General features: G+C 47.6%; 11 protein-coding genes and 2 pseudogenes. 7 read left to right on the forward strand and 6 right to left on the reverse strand.

Translation table 11 applies throughout. The features are described from left to right. The first annotated feature begins 218 nt into the window (after window positions 1-218). The 3 genes and pseudogenes from thrA to thrC all read left to right on the forward strand — a co-directional run bounded on the left by thrA (window position 219) and on the right by thrC (window position 4,919). Window positions 219-2,668, forward strand: a pseudogene (gene thrA / locus QM717_RS17090) (bifunctional aspartate kinase/homoserine dehydrogenase I). A 30-nt stretch (window positions 2,669-2,698) separates the two neighbouring features. Then, window positions 2,699-3,628 (forward strand): homoserine kinase, encoded by a 930-nt coding sequence (locus QM717_RS17095; RefSeq protein WP_415039312.1) that lies wholly within the window; start codon window positions 2,699-2,701, stop codon window positions 3,626-3,628. Next, window positions 3,629-4,919, forward strand: a pseudogene (gene thrC, locus QM717_RS17100) (threonine synthase). Between the two features lie 70 nt (window positions 4,920-4,989). Here the strand turns inward: thrC and QM717_RS17105 are convergent. Genes QM717_RS17105 through QM717_RS17115 form a run of 3 tightly spaced genes read right to left on the reverse strand, consistent with a single transcriptional unit; the run spans window position 4,990 to window position 7,063 of the window. After that, on the reverse strand, window positions 4,990-5,373 hold the full coding sequence (locus QM717_RS17105; protein WP_415039314.1) for a DUF3037 domain-containing protein: 384 nt from the start codon (window positions 5,371-5,373) through the stop codon (window positions 4,990-4,992). Beyond that, window positions 5,363-6,145, reverse strand: a complete 783-nt coding sequence (locus QM717_RS17110) for a HipA family kinase (protein WP_415039316.1) — start codon at window positions 6,143-6,145, stop codon at window positions 5,363-5,365. Before QM717_RS17110 ends, QM717_RS17105 begins: the two co-directional genes overlap by 11 nt. A 57-nt stretch (window positions 6,146-6,202) precedes the next feature. Further along, window positions 6,203-7,063: an NAD(P)H-hydrate dehydratase gene (locus tag QM717_RS17115; protein WP_415039318.1), complete on the reverse strand. Its 861-nt coding sequence runs from the start codon at window positions 7,061-7,063 to the stop codon at window positions 6,203-6,205. 303 nt (window positions 7,064-7,366) lie between these two features. Between QM717_RS17115 and gcvT the strand changes: the two genes are divergently transcribed. The 3 genes from gcvT to QM717_RS17130 all read left to right on the forward strand — a co-directional run bounded on the left by gcvT (window position 7,367) and on the right by QM717_RS17130 (window position 10,908). Further along, entirely contained in the window at window positions 7,367-8,449 is a 1,083-nt protein-coding gene (gcvT, locus tag QM717_RS17120; RefSeq protein WP_415039320.1) for a glycine cleavage system aminomethyltransferase GcvT, read from the forward strand. An 86-nt stretch (window positions 8,450-8,535) separates the two neighbouring features. Next, window positions 8,536-9,246 (forward strand): YebC/PmpR family DNA-binding transcriptional regulator, encoded by a 711-nt coding sequence (locus QM717_RS17125; RefSeq protein ID WP_415039322.1) that lies wholly within the window; start codon window positions 8,536-8,538, stop codon window positions 9,244-9,246. Window positions 9,247-9,345: 99 nt separating this feature from the next. Next, the gene (locus QM717_RS17130) at window positions 9,346-10,908 is read left to right on the forward strand and encodes a hypothetical protein (protein ID WP_415039324.1); all 1,563 of its coding nucleotides are present in this window, start codon (window positions 9,346-9,348) and stop codon (window positions 10,906-10,908) included. A gap of 105 nt (window positions 10,909-11,013) precedes the next feature. Here QM717_RS17130 and QM717_RS17135 read toward each other — a convergent pair whose 3' ends face one another. Beyond that, on the reverse strand, window positions 11,014-12,054 hold the full coding sequence (locus QM717_RS17135) for a PLP-dependent cysteine synthase family protein (RefSeq protein ID WP_415039326.1): 1,041 nt from the start codon (window positions 12,052-12,054) through the stop codon (window positions 11,014-11,016). 76 nt (window positions 12,055-12,130) lie between these two features. Next, window positions 12,131-14,188, reverse strand: a complete 2,058-nt coding sequence (locus QM717_RS17140; RefSeq protein ID WP_415039328.1) for a S9 family peptidase — start codon at window positions 14,186-14,188, stop codon at window positions 12,131-12,133. A gap of 145 nt (window positions 14,189-14,333) precedes the next feature. Between QM717_RS17140 and QM717_RS17145 the strand changes: the two genes are divergently transcribed. Then, a complete protein-coding gene (locus tag QM717_RS17145; RefSeq protein WP_415039330.1) occupies window positions 14,334-14,645 on the forward strand; it encodes a YbaB/EbfC family nucleoid-associated protein in 312 nt (103 codons plus the stop codon). Window positions 14,646-14,776: 131 nt separating this feature from the next. Here the strand turns inward: QM717_RS17145 and QM717_RS17150 are convergent, their stop codons facing one another. Next, a complete protein-coding gene (locus QM717_RS17150; protein ID WP_415039332.1) occupies window positions 14,777-15,802 on the reverse strand; it encodes a threonine aldolase family protein in 1,026 nt (341 codons plus the stop codon). Between the last annotated feature and the right edge of the window lie 83 nt (window positions 15,803-15,885).

The raw sequence follows: 15,885 nt of genomic DNA on the forward strand, positions 1-15,885 counted from the left end.
AGTGTTTTATTTTTAAAAAAAGTAATTACATTTGACCCAGATGAAACCGGAAAACCAAATAAACACTTCATTTTTGACCGCTGCTTCGGCGGTATTTTCCGTTGGCACCACTACAACAACTACCACAACCCCTTTGGGGTAAGCTTTTCACATATCACCCGTTAGCGTGTTTCTCGATTGAGAAAAGAAATCTTGTTGTCCTTAAAAACCCCAACCCAATGAATGTCATTAAATTCGGCGGAACTTCAGTCGCCAATGCCCAAAACATAGCCCTGGTTTGCACTATCGTGGCAAACAAATCACAAAAAGAACAATTGGCAGTAGTCGTTTCTGCGCTGGGCGGCGTAACCGATTTGCTGCTGCTCGCTTCACAGAAAGCCGCCGAGCAATCAACCGATTACAAAGAAACATTGGCCGAGATCGAAGAAAGACACCTCGCCATTGTACGCCAATTGATTCCGGCTACAGCACAAACCGCTTTGCTAAGCCGTCTCAAAAGATTGATCAACCACCTGGAAACCTTACTCGACGGTTGTTTCCTTTTGGGTGAACTATCCGACCGCACCGCCGATACCATTGCAGGATTCGGCGAGTTGCTTTCGTCGGCGGTCGTCACGGCGGCAATCCAGCGGCAAATCCCCGAAGCCGTTTACAAAGACAGCCGCGAACTGATCAAAACCGACAAACGTTTTGGAAAAGCCGCGGTCAATTTTGCCGTAACCGATGGGTTGGTCGAGGACTATTTCAGACAAAATCCGGCCCGCGTGACAATCCTGCCCGGCTTCATTGCCTCGTCGGCAGACGGCCACAGCACTACGCTCGGTCGTGGCGGTTCCGATTATACCGCAGCCATCCTCGCCGCCGCACTCCATAGCGATTGCCTCGAAATCTGGACCGATGTCAACGGAATGTACACCGCACATCCCAAACTCGTCAAACAAGCCCGACCGATTGAAAAAATCTCGTACCAGGAAGCGATGGAATTGTCGCATTTCGGGGCCAAGGTATTGTATCCGCCTACCATACAGCCGGTCTTGGACAAAAACATCCCGATTTGGATCAAGAACACATTCGAACCGGAAGCGGCCGGTACTTATATTACCCAAACCAGCAATGGGGCCGAAAACCCAATCAAAGGCATCAGCCACATCGGCGGAATCGCTTTGATTACGCTCGAGGGCTCGGGTTTGATTGGTGTTTCGGGTTCGTCCAAAAGACTGCTCGAGGTTTTGTCGAATGCGAACATCAACGTTATTTTCATCACCCAGGCTTCATCTGAACATTCCATTTGCGTGGGCATCCTGGACAACGAAGCCGATGAGGCCAAAATCAAGATCGACCGTGCCTTTCGAAACCGAAATCCTGCAACACAAAGTCGATCCCTGCATCGTCGAAAAGAATTTATGCATCGTTGCGCTCGTGGGCGAAAACATGAAAAACCACCAAGGGTTGAGCGGGCGCATGTTCAGCACTTTAGGCAAGAACAATGTCAATATCCGCGCGATTGCGCAAGGCGCTTCTGAACGCAACATCTCGGTGGTCATCGACGAAAACAACGTCAAGAAGGCGCTCAATACTTTGCACGAACGATTTTTCGAGGACAACACCAAACAGCTCAACCTTTTTGTGATGGGCGTTGGGAACGTGGGTGAAAAATTCATCGACCAAGTCAACCAGCAAAAGAAATTCCTCAAGGACCAACTCAAGATCAACCTGCGCGTCATCGCGATTTCCAATTCGAGGAAAATGCATTTTGATGAAGACGGGATTGCGCTCAAAGATTGGAAAGCACTACTCGACCATGGAGAAACCGCGCAGAAGGAGCAATTTATCGCCAAAACAAAAGCGCTCAATTACCGCAACAGCATCTTTGTGGACATCACTGCAAACGAAAGCGTTTCACAGACCTACGCCGATTTTCTTCGAAGACAATATTGCGGTGGTGACCTGCAACAAAATTGCCTGTTCGTCCGCATTCGACAACTACCAATCGCTCAAGAACCTGTCGCGCAAATACAACGCGCCTTTTTTATTCGAGACCAATGTGGGTGCGGGATTGCCTATTATAGACACCCTCAAGCATTTGATCGCATCTGGGGATAAAGTCCACAAAATCCAGGCAGTCTTATCGGGAAGCTTGAATTTTATTTTCAACAATTTCAACGAAAGCACTTCGTTTCTGGAAGTCGTAAAAGAAGCCGGCGTACAAGGTTTTACCGAACCCGACCCCAAAATCGATTTGAGCGGTGTCGATGTCGCGCGCAAAATTCTGATCCTGATTCGCGAAAGCGGCTACGAGATGGAAATCGAAGACATCGAAAACAAATGTTTCCTGCCCGATGAGTGCATGCAAACCACAAACAACCAAGATTTTTTCCAGTCGCTAGAAAAGCACGCCGCCCATTTTGAGAAATTGCTCGCCGAGGCCCATGCCGCCGACAGCCGCATCAAGTTTGTGGCGCAATTCGACGAGGGTAAAGCCAGTGTGGGCTTGCAACTGATCCCGAAAGACCATCCATTTTACAATCTCGAAGGCAAAGACAACATTGTGTTGTTCTACACCGACCGTTATACCGACCAACCGTTGTTGATCAAAGGCGCAGGAGCCGGGGCCGCGGTTACGGCATCGGGCATTTTTGCCGATGTGATACGGATTGGAAACGTTTGATTTTGTACATTCAACCCAAACTTCAAGAACTTGAAAACGATACGATTTTTTTGCCCAGCCACCATCGCCAATCTTTCCTGCGGATTCGACGTGCTCGGATTGTGTCTCGACAAGGTAGGCGATGAAATGATCGTACACAAAACCAGCCAGCCCGGCGTACGCATCACCAAAATAACCGGTGCCGAATTGCCGATGGAAACCGAAAACAACGTTGCCGGTGTTGCCGCGCTGTCCTTGCTTCAGCAGTGGAAAACCGATTACGGGTTCGACATCGAAATCCACAAACGCATCAAGGCCGGTAGCGGCATCGGAAGTTCGGCGGCGAGTGCGGCGGGTGCCGTTTTTGGCATCAACGCCTTGTTGGGAAGTCCTTTCGAGGCGGCCGAATTGGTCAAATTTGCCATGCAGGGCGAAAAACTCGCCGGCGGAAGTGCCCATGCCGACAATGTCGCCCCTGCCCTTTTGGGCGGCATCACCTTGATCCGCAGTTACAATCCTTTGGACATCATCCGGATTGAAAGCCCGGTTGAATTGTATGCGGCCGTGATCCATCCCCAAATCGAGCTCAAGACTTCCGATTCGCGTTCAGTGCTCAAACAACAAGTCCCGCTCAAGAGCGCCATCATGCAATGGGGAAATGTGGGCGGACTCGTTGCGGGTTTGTACACGAGCGATTATGATTTGATCGGAAGGTCTTTGCAAGACCATATCGTCGAGCCTCTGCGCAGCGTCCTGATCCCCGGATTCCATGAAGTCAAAAATGCAGCCATCAGCAATGGGGCGCTCGGGGCCGGAATTTCGGGTGCGGGGCCTTCGGTTTTTGCTTTGTGCAAAGGAAAACAGTCGGCCGAAATTGCCGCAGCGGCGATGGGCGTCGTATTGGATCAGATGGACTTGCCGTATGAAACCCATGTTTCTGCCATCAACCCCAATGGAATAAAAATTTTAAGCCAAGAATAAATGAACTACTACAGCCTGAACCAGCATGCGCCAGACGTTTCTTTCCAACAGGCCGTCGTCAACGGATTGGCGCCCGACAACGGATTGTATTTCCCGAAAAATATTACGGCGCTTCCCTCCGATTTCTTTGAATCGATTGAACATTTAACCGATGTGGAAATTGCCTTTGAAGCCATCCGCCAATTTGTAGGCGATGAAATTCCACCAACCGAATTGCGCAGCATCATCGCAGAAACCTTGAGTTTTGATTTCCCATTGGTAAATGTGCAAGACGACATTTATTCGCTCGAGCTTTTCCACGGTCCGACCATGGCGTTCAAAGATGTCGGCGCCCGTTTCATGGCCCGTTGCCTGGCGTATTTCAACAGGAATAATCCGGAACAGAAAAACACCGTCCTGGTCGCCACTTCGGGAGATACGGGTGGCGCGGTGGCCAGTGGTTTTTTGGCTGTGGATGGTGTGGATGTCGTCATTTTGTATCCTTCGGGAAAAGTCAGTGACATCCAGGAAAGGCAACTCACCACATTGGGGCAAAACATCCGGGCGCTCGAAGTGGCAGGTACTTTTGACGATTGCCAGGCCATGGTCAAGAAGGCTTTTTTGGATGAAAACCTGCAGCACAAGAACCTGACTTCGGCCAATTCGATCAATATTGCCCGATGGCTGCCGCAGATGTTTTACTTTTTCTTCGCCTACAAAGCGTTGAAATCGCAAAATAAACCATTGGTCGTTTCGTGTCCGAGCGGCAATTTCGGGAACATCTGTGCCGGCATTATGGCCAAAAGACTGGGTTTGCCGATTGAACGATTTGTCGCTTCCACCAACGCCAATGACACGGTGCCGCGGTTTTTACGAAATGGACTTTTTGAACCAAAACCTTCCGTGGCAACGATTTCCAATGCGATGGATGTGGGCAATCCGAGCAATTTTGTCCGCATCGAAAGAAATGTATCAGCACGATTTAAAGGAATTTGAAAAAGATTTTTCTTCGTTTTCGTTTTCGGATGCAGAAACCCGATTGGCCATGAAAACGGTTTATCAAAATTCAGGATATGTTTGCGAACCGCATGGCGCCGTCGGCTATCTCGGTTTGAAAAAAGAAATGGAAAAACATCCCGGAGCCGTGGGTGTTTTTCTAGAAACCGCTCATCCGATCAAGTTTGATGAAATTGTAGAAAATACTTTGAACATTAGACTTCCGATTCCGATGCAGATTGAAAGTGTTTTGGGGAAAGAGAAGATCAAAACGCCAATCGGCACTTACGACGAACTGAAAGCATTTTTCAAATAATTTTTTAACCGCAAAGAGCGCCAAGTTCACGCAAAATTTATAAAGCTTTGCGCTTGTTTGCGGTTAAATTTTATAAAACCAATTCGGCAAACAGCCTTTCAAAAGTGCCATCCAAATCGCTGCACATCCCCGGATGCGGACGCGAGGTTTGGATCACCGAACTTCTTACCGCGGTCAACCAACGAAAACGTTCCGGCACATCGAATTGCGCAATCGGGCCACCGATTTTGAGGCCATTCGCAATTTTGACAAACGAATCGAGATTGAGCCGGATTTGGTCCATGTCGATATCAGGGGACAATGCGAGCAATCGCGCTTCGTTGATGGCAAAACGCACCTTGATTTGTTTCGCGCGTTTGCAAAACAAAATGATCCCGACATTCAGGAATTCCTCGCGCTCGACTTTAGGAACCACGCGGATGACGGCGTATTCGTATAATTGCTTATCGGACATCGTTGGCTTGTTTTAGGAAAATTTCGGAATGGTCGCGTCGGGTCGTGAGAAATTTAAAATAGATGTCTCGGATTTGTTCCGCCGTTTCATCGACATCTTCCCATTGCAGCCAATCCTGTGGAATCAGGTTGACGATGCCGCGCAAAACTTCATCGGTTAAAATGGCTTTGAATTCGGCGTCGACTTCCTTCAATTGTGAAGCCTGCGGCAAAAGCACATGGTCTTTGATCAACGTAAATGGTACTTTCGCATGGCCTTGCCAATCGGTAAACGAATGGTGGAAATACAAACAGGCGCCATGGTCGATGAGCCACAATTCCTTGTGCCAGATGAGCATGTTGGTGTTGCGGAACGTACGGTCGACGTTGGTGATGTAAGCGTCAAGCCACACGATTTGGGAAGCCAGTTTGGGATCGACTTCGGTCACGACCGGATCAAAATTGATCGCACCCGAAAGAAAGTGCAAGGCCAGGTTCAAGCCTTGGCTGCCTTGCAGTAAATCCTGGATTTCCTCATCACCTTCAGTCCTTCCGAACGCTTCATCGAGATTGGCGAATACGAGTTCGGGAACGGGCAAACCCAAAGCACGCGCAATTTCCCCGCCGATGAGTTCGGCAATCAAAGCCTTGACACCATGACCGGCACCGCGGAATTTGAGTACGTATTTGAAATCGTCGTCGGCTTCGGCAAGCGCAGGCAAAGAGCCGCCTTCGCGCAACGGCGTGATGTATCGGGTGACGTTGACCGTCCGTAAATTGAATTGCTTTTCCATAATCGATTACAAACTTAGTGAAAAGTGCCTGAGTTTAAAAGCACCTGGGGGCCTGAGCTATTTGAAACCGATTTCGTTGCGGTAGCCTTGGAGCGTGAGAAAAGCTTTCCCTAATAAATGGATGATGTCTGACGCAACAAATGATTCGTGGCCGGTATGCGGAAGCGCGATGTCGGCGGTCAGGCCGTGCAGGTAAACGCCGAGTTGGGCCGCATGGATCGGTTCGTAAGATTGCGCAAGCAGGCCAGTGATGATTCCCGTCAGCACATCGCCCGAGCCGGCAGTGGCCAAGGCGGGATTTCCGGTGGTGTTCTCATAAATATTGTCGCCATCGATGATTTGGGTCGGTGCCCCTTTCATGACGACAATTACTTGATGCTGCTTGGAAAATGCAACCGCTTTTTGCAGCATATCCTCATCGGAATCCCAGCCGTCGAGCAGCCTTTCGAGTTCTTTGTAATGCGGTGTCAGGATGGTTTGGGGCTGGAGCAGTTCGAGCCATTCGTCGTTTTCGGAGAGCATGTTGAGCCCGTCGGCGTCGATGACCAGCGGCACTGTATTATTTTTGAGGAATTTGCGGAAAGCCATTTGCGTTTCGTCGGCCTGACCCATTCCCGGGCCGATACCAATGGCTTTGGGTTCGATGGAAAAACTGATTTTACTGATGTACTTGTCTTCTTTGTCGGTAATCACCATCGCTTCGGGTATCGAAATCTGGAGAATGTCGTAGCCGCATTTGGGGATGAACGCCGTCGCGAGCCCGCAGCCTGAATGGAGCGCGGCTTTGGTTGACAGACAAATCGAACCCATTTTGCCGTAACTGCCCCCGATGATCAAGGCATGGCCTTGCGTGCCTTTGTGCGCTTTGGCACTGATGGGTTTGTAGATTTTTTGGATAAAGGATTTGGTGAGTTTCATTGATTAGAAAATGAGTCAATTAGATAATTAGAAAATGTGGATTGAAGTTACGGAATTTCTGATGAATTCAAGACGTGTTTTGAAAACGGTTGCCCTAGCCCGGATTGCAGCGGAAATCCTTTTGTAATGCAGCGCAGCGGAGTTGCAAAAGATTGCAGCGGAAAGCCGGACTCGAGCTCCAAATAAAAAATATTTGGGGCGAACAGGCGAAGCAAAAAGCTCCTTAAAAATCAAAAAAAAATCCACTTTTAAATTGCAAATAATTGCACTAACTTGCGGCTTCAAAAATACAAACTACAACACATGAAAAATACTGCCCTTACGCACATCCACGAAGGACTTGGCGCGAAAATGCTGCCGTTTGCCGGATACAATATGCCGATCACTTATGAAGGCGTGAATGCCGAACACGAAACCGTACGCAACGGCGTGGGTGTTTTTGATGTGTCGCACATGGGCGAATTCTTTTTGAGTGGACCGAAAGCACTCGACCTGATCCAGAAAGTGACTTCGAATGATGCGGCGACTTTAACGGTTGGACGGGCACAATATTCGTGTTTGCCCAATGCCGACGGTGGAATCGTAGACGATTTGATCGTGTATAAAATGGCCGAAGAAAAGTATTTACTGGTGGTCAATGCGTCGAATATCGAGAAGGATTGGAATTGGATTTCGAAGCACAATGATTTGGGCGTCGAGATGAAAAATGCCTCCGATGATTATTCGTTGCTGGCGATCCAAGGCCCGAAAGCCGTTGAGGCGATGCAGGCGTTGACCGACATCAACCTGTCCGAGATCAAATACTACCATTTTGAAGTGGGGAATTTTGCAGGCTTTGACGATGTGATCATTTCGGCTACGGGTTACACCGGTTCGGGCGGATTTGAGATTTATTGCAAGAATGACCAAGCCGAAGCCATTTGGAATAAGGCGTTTGAAGCCGGAAAATCATTTGGCATCCAGCCGATCGGTTTGGCGGCACGCGATACCTTGCGCTTGGAAATGGGATTCTGCTTGTATGGCAATGACATCAATGATACGACTTCGCCTTTGGAAGCCGGATTGGGTTGGATCACCAAATTCAACAAGGATTTTGTCAATTCGGAAAATTTGAAGAAACAGAAAGAAGAAGGCGTTACAAGAAAGCTCGTTGGATTTGAATTGATCGAGCGCGGGATTCCGAGACACGATTATGAAATTGTTGACAAAGACGGAAATGTAATTGGAATTGTGACTTCGGGAACGATGGCGCCGAGCCTGAACAAAGGAATCGGTTTGGGTTATGTGACAACGGAGCATTCGGCGGTGGATTCGGAGATTTTCATTCGAATCAGAAATAAGGACATTGCGGCCAAAGTCGTAAAGTTGCCTTTTTACAAAAAATAGTTGCAAAGTCACAAAGATTCAAAGCAACAAAGTTTTTGAAATCGTATAGAAAAATTATTTTTGCACCATAAAATTTAGACTTAGAAATGGGAAGAGCGTTTGAGTTCCGCAAAGGAAGAAAAATGAAACGTTGGTCTGCGATGGCCAAGGCGTTTACGAGAATCGGGAAAGACATCGTGATGGCCGTAAAAGAAGGCGGTCCGAATCCGGATGCCAATTCGCGTCTGCGTGCCGTGATGCAGAATGCCAAGGCGGCAAACATGCCAAAGGAAAACGTCGAGCGAGCGATCAAGAAAGCGACCGACAAAGATACAGCCAATTACAAGGAAGTGTTGTTTGAAGGGTATGCGCCGCACGGGATTGCCATCCTGATTGAAACGGCAACCGACAATAACAACAGGACCGTGGCCAATATCCGCAGTTATTTCAACAAATGCAACGGTACGATGGGCACGCAGGGTTCGGTGGAATTCATGTTTGACCATACCTGCAATTTCCGCATTCCTTCTACGGGAATCGACCCGGAAGAACTCGAACTCGAATTGATCGATTTCGGCGCTGAAGAAGTATTTGAGGACGAGGATGGTATCTTGATCTATGCGCCTTTCGGCAGCTTCGGGGCGATCCAGAAAGAACTCGAAAACCGCAAGATTGAAATCCTTTCCTCGGGCTTTGAAAGAATCCCGCAAGTGACCAAAGCACTCACCCCAGAGCAGGTCGCCGATGTCGAAAAATTGCTCGAGAAAATCGAGGAAGACGATGACGTTCAGAACGTTTACCATACAATGGAGGAGTAAATCCTACATTTTATCGATAATCAACCGGAAATATTTCAAAAAAATGTTTCCGGTTTGTTTTTTTTATATCTTCCCTGCGTCAAACACAAAACAAAGTCTATGAAAAAAATTACGCTTTCGGCAGTGATGCTGCTTTTGGCATCTGCAAATGCATTTGCTGCAAGGTATTACGTGGATAAAAATGCCACGGGTACCAATAACGGTCAGACCTGGACCAATGCTTTTACCACCATTGAAAGTGCCTTTGCCGCTTCGATTATTGGCGATGAGATTTGGGTCAGCAATGATGTATATCTGGTCAACGCCACTTTGAGCGTACCCAATGGGGTGAAACTCTATGGCGGTTTTGCCGGAACCGAAGCCCTTTTGTCCGAACGCGATTTGTCGGCAAACATTACCACGCTCAATGGCGATATCGGGACTACGGGCGTGCCCACCGACAACGTATCGGTCATCATGCGCTTGCTCAACTCGTCTTCTGGTACGCGCGTGGATGGATTCAAATTCATCAACGGCTACAACAATTCATCGGCACTCGATTCGGGCGGAAGCGCCATCACCTCGGACAACAGCAGTGCCACGGTAGAAAATTGCCAGTTCCTGATCAACCATGCCAAGATCCGCGGTGGTGCGGTGCATGTCAAGAACAGTGGCAGCCCGAAATTCCTGAACTGCGAATTCAGGAGCAATACGGTAAGCAATAACGTTCAGGCCAGTGGTGGCGCAATGTTTATCAATTCCGGAAACGTTACCTTGACCGATTGCAAGTTTATCGAAAATTCTTCGCTGCAAACCGGCGGTGGTATTTCGGCCTTTGGCGGCACGATCACGATGGACCGCACTTACATTTCCGGGAATTCGAGTGTGGACGAAGGCGGTGCGATCTACATCGGCGACAATGCTTCGTTCAACGCCACCAATGCGTTGATCGTGGGCAACAGCAGCGCGGCTACAACTGGCGCGACGATTTATATGAACACGACGTTCAATACGTTTACCCATTCTTTTGCGAACTGTACGATCGCGAGCAACAAGACGACGGCTTCCGGAACGACCAATGCCTGTCAGTTCAATACGGGTACAACAATCAGCAATTCCATTTTTTGGGACAATGTAGCGACGGCCCAGATTTATACGCTTTCGACAGTGGTCAATCCTGTAGTGAGGTATTGTACGGTACAAGGCGGTTATACCGGTGTAGCGGCAAACAATATTTTGTCATCAAATCCTACATTTGGTGCTGCGGGAACCGGTGCTTCTGCGCCATTCTCGCATGAAAGTTTCAATTACAGCATCCCTATTTCATCGACTGCAGCCAACAGTGGCAACAATGCCTATACCACAACTTCATTGGACATCGCCAAGAACGCCAGGATCAGCCAGACTACAGTAGATCGTGGTTGCTATGAAAGTGCAACTTTGGGCACTACCGCTTTTGCCGCATCAACGTTGGCCTTTTTCTACAACAACGAAACCAAGAGCATCGATTTCCAGAATGCAGAAATGGTAAAAGGCAAAAAACTTTCTGTTTATGATTTGTCTGGAAAGCTGGTTCATTCGGCTGTAATCAACGCCAATACGATCAAATTTGAAGCGACCGCAAACCAGGTTTACATCTTTAAAGTAGACGGATTTGACGCCGTGAAACAACTGGTCAAATAAGTTAAGACAAAACCTTCATAAAATAAAAACTCCGGAATTGCTTCCGGAGTTTTTTTATCGATAAGTCAGCCAATTATCTAATCGACTGATTGTCTCATTTTCTAATTACTTAATGAATTCAATCTTCTGTGCTTCCTCTACATTGACGCTGTCGAAGAAACCTTGCTCGTTCATCCATTCGTCGCTGAATACTTTGCTCATGTAACGCGAACCGTGATCCGGGAAAATCATGATGACGTTGCTGTTGGCGTCGAATTCGCCTTCCTCGGCGTATTGTTTGACCGCTTGCATCACCGCACCCGAAGTATAGCCCACGAACAAACCTTCTTTTTTGGCGATGTCGCGCGTGGCGTGTGCACTTTCCTCATCGGTGACCTTGATGAATTTGTCGATCAGGTCAAAATCGGTGGCCGATGGAATCAGGTTCTTGCCGAGCCCTTCAATACGGTATGGGTAAATCTCGTCGTTGTCGAATTCTTTGGTTTCGTGGTATTTTTTCAACACCGAACCAAAAGCGTCAACGCCCAGGATTTTGATATTTGGATTCTTTTCCTTCAAGTATTTTCCGGCACCTGAAATGGTTCCGCCGGTTCCGCTGCAAGCGATCAAATGCGTGATTTTTCCATTGGTTTGCTCCCAGATTTCCGGGCCAGTGGTTTTGTAATGCGCATCGATGTTGAGTTGGTTGAAATATTGGTTGATGTAGACCGACCCTTTGGTTTCCTCGTGCAACCTTTTGGCCACATTGTAGTACGAACGGTCGTCATCGGCTGAAACGTGCGCTGGGCAAACATATACTTTGGCGCCCATGCTGCGCAACATGTCAATTTTGTCTTTGGAAGATTTTGAGCTTACGGCAAGGATACAGTTGTATCCTTTGATGATGCTTACCATGGCCAGGCTGAACCCTGTGTTTCCGGAAGTAGTTTCAATAATCGTGTCCCCCGGTGTCAGAATGCCTCTTCTTTCGGCTTCTTCTATGATATAAAGTGCAATCCTGTCTTTGGTTGAATGTCCGGGATTAAAAGCTTCTACTTTCGCGTAGAAATTGCCTTCCAGGTTTTCGGTGACTTTGTTGAGCCTGATTAAGGGCGTGTTACCTATTAATTCCAAGACATTATTGTAGGCTTTTATTTCTTCTTTCATAAAAAAATAGTTAATCAAGGTAGGCTTCAGTTTTGGCTGACCTCAAATCCTTGCAAATTTAACAAAAAAAATCTAATTAGATTTTAATTTTTTCCAAATCTAATAAAAAACTAAACTCCCTGGCGACTTCCTTTAGCGCTTCAAACCTTCCGGAAGCCCCGCCATGTCCAGCATCCATGTTTGTATTGAGAAATAATAAATTTTTATCTGTTTTCATGACCCGCAATTTGGCGACCCATTTGGCGGGTTCCCAATACTGCACCTGCGAGTCGTGCAAACCAGTTGAAACATACATATTTGGGTACTCTTTTGGGGCGATATTGTCGTAAGGTGAATACGACTTCATGTAATCGTAATATTTTTTGTCATTCGGGTTGCCCCATTCGTCGTATTCTCCGGTGGTCAATGGAATGCTGTCGTCGAGCATCGTCGTGACTACATCCACGAACGGCACCTGCGCAATCACGCCATGGTACAATTCGGGCGCCATGTTGATGACCGCGCCCATAAGCAAACCACCGGCCGACCCGCCTTCGGCATACAGATGTTGTGGCGAGGTATAGCCCTGGGCAATCACATATTTGGAGCAATCGATGAAATCGGTGAACGTATTTTTCTTCTTGAGCAACTTGCCGTCTTCATACCATTGGCGTCCCAAATCCTCACCGCCACGAATGTGTGCGATCGCGAAAATAAACCCGCGGTCGAGCAAACTCAAACGTGCCGACGAAAAATATGGATCCATCGACATGCCGTATGATCCATAAGCATACAGCAATAACGGGTTTTTGCCGTCTTTTTGTATGTCTTTTTTATACACCATTGAAATCGGGACTTTCGTACCATCGGCGGCGGTCGCCCAAATGCGTTCTTCAGTGTAATTGTCCTTACTGAATTTACCGCCCAAAACCTGCTGTTCTTTCTTAATTTCCTTGGTCTTGTTCTTCATGTCAAAGTCGATCACCGAAGACGGCGTAGCCAATGATTGGTAGCTGTAACGCAAAATATCGGTATCAAAATCGACATTGCTCGTGGTGCAGGCCGTGTAGGTTTCGCTTTCGAATGGCAGGTAATACTCCCCTTTTCCATCCCAGGGTTTGATCCATATTTTATTGAGTCCATTCGAACGTTCTTCCACGACGAGGAAATTCTTGAAGATTTCGATGTCTTCGATCAAAACGTCCTTGCGGTGCGGAATCACTTCGGTCCAGTTCGTCGCTTCCGTTGCCTTTTCGGAAGTCTTCATGAGCTTGAAATTGGAAGCCTTGTCCTTGTTGGTCACAATATAGAAGCTGTCGCCGTAATGCGCGAAATGGTATTCGAGGCCGCGCGTGCGTTTCTGGAACACTTTGAATTCGCCGTCGGGTTCGTTGGCATTGAGGATTCTGAATTCGGTCGTGAGCGTACTCGTCGAACCGATTACGATGTATTTTTTCGATTTTTCCTTGCTGACCGAAACGTCGAAGGTGTCGTCCTTTTCAAAATAAATCAACACATCTGCTTGCGAATCGGCGCCCAGTTTGTGTTTGTACACTTTATCGGCACGCAAGGTCACCTTGTCCTTTCGGGTGTAAAAAATCGTTTGATTGTCGTTGGCCCAAACCGAACCACCGGTCACGTTTTCAATTTTATCCGAAAGAATTTCATTGGTCTTGAGGTTTTTGATTCCGATCGTGTAAATTCTTCTGCCCACAATATCCGTCGCAAAAGTCACAAATTGATTGTCCGGGCTCACACTCAACCCACCCAATTGGAAATACGAATGTCCTTGGGCCAATTCGTTGCAATCGAACATAATTTCTTCCTTGGCGGTAAGGCTGCCTTTTTTACGCGAATAAATCGGGTAATCCTTGCCTTTTTCGAATCGCGTGATGTAGTAATAACCATTGTATAAATAAGGAACCGATTCGTCGTCTTCCTTGATGCGCGCTTTCATCTCCTCAAACAATTCCTTTTGGAACGTTTTGGTATCGGCGGTCATCGATTCATAATAGGCGTTTTCCTGATTGAGGTAATCGATTACCTCTGGGTTTTCACGGTCGTTGAGCCAGAAGTAATTATCGGTTCGCTGGTCTCCGTGTTTTTCAAGTACGACTGGCTTTACAGCAGCAATCGGAAGGTTATGTGTTGGCATTGAGGTCGTTTTGTTTTGAGCAAGTGACAGGGCAAAAATAAAGCAATGGAAACCTACGAATATTATATTTTTCATTGATTTATTTATTGAATATCACCTTGCAATTTAATAATTTCGCCCAACAGAAATCATAAAAATTATCAACATGTTTGGAGACCTCATGGGCATGATGGGCAAACTCAAGGAAGCCCAACAAAAAGTAGAAGAAACCAAGAAGCGCCTCGACACGGTTCTCATTGACCAGCAGAGCAATGACGGTTTGTTGAAAGTCACTTTGACCGCCAACCGCAAGCTCAAAGCCATCACCATCGACGACGCTTTACTCGAAGACAAAGAGCAACTCGAAGACTACCTGCTCCTAGTTATGAACAACGCGATCGAACGCGCGACCGCCATCAACGACGCTGAATTGGCCGCTGCGGCAAAAGATGGACTTCCGAATATTCCGGGATTTTAGACCGCTTCGCTGAAAGAGAAAAGACCATTTCATTGAAAGACCGCTTCGCTGAAAGAAGAAAGACAAGTTTGTCCATCTTTCAGCGAAGCGGTCTTTGCTCTAGCAACGCAGTGGTCTTGCAGAGAAGCGGTCTAAAGAACCAACTTCTCAAGCGTTTCCAAAACATACGTATGCATCACTTCCTTGTAATCGAGGTGCGTCACGATACGCAATTTTCCGTGCCCCATCGAACTGATGAAAATGCTGCGTTCCTTTAATTTCTTGATGATCTCGTTTTCGTCAAACGGCTTCCTGACCGAGAAGATCAGGATGTTCGTCTCCACAGGTTCCACGCTTTCCACCCACTCCAATTTTTGAAGCGCAACAGCCAATTCTTTGGCCCTGCGGTGGTCTTCTGCCAAACGTGTGATGTGGTTTTCCAAGGCATAGATTCCGGCCGCGGCGAGATAACCCACCTGCCGCATCCCACCACCCAATATCTTTCTAACCCTCAGTGCTTTATGGATCGTTGCTTTATCCGATAGTAAAACAGAACCAATCGGTGCGCCCAAGCCTTTCGACAAGCAGACCGATACCGTATCGAACAACTTCCCGAATTCACTCGGATGCTGGTTCTTGGCCACCATCGCATTCCAGATGCGCGCGCCATCGAGGTGGTATTTCAAACCATGCTCGTCGCAAACGGCCTTGATTTTCTTGAGTTCATCCAAATCATAACACGCACCGCCGCCTTTGTTCGTCGTGTTCTCCACACAAACCAAAGAAGTCAATGGCGCATGGTAAAATTCAGGGTCGTTGATCGCGCCCCTGACCTGCTCTGCCGTGATCATGCCGCGGTCGCCGTCGAGTAAATTACACGACACCCCGCTGTTGAACGAAACGCCCCCGCCTTCATAATTGAACACATGTGCCCATTTGTCGGCAATCAACTGTTCACCGGGCTGCGTATGCAGTTTGATCGCCGTCTGGTTGGCCATCGTCCCCGACGGAAAAAACAACCCCGCTTCCATCCCAAAAAAATTGGCCAGTCGCATCTCGAGTTCGTTCACCGTCGGGTCTTGTTTGTACACATCATCGCCTACCTTGGCCCTGAACATGTATTGGAGCATTTCGGTGGTCGGTTTGGTCACCGTGTCGCTCACTAAATTTATTTCCATAATCTCAAAAGGATGTCTTATTTTTGTACGTGAATTTGATTTTCTAGGAGCAATTTCCTGCTGTCCGCTATATCTTTTGCTTC

The organism is Flavobacterium sp. (assembly GCF_047602195.1).
In the GTDB taxonomy this organism is placed as follows: Bacteria; Bacteroidota; Bacteroidia; order Flavobacteriales; family Flavobacteriaceae; genus Flavobacterium.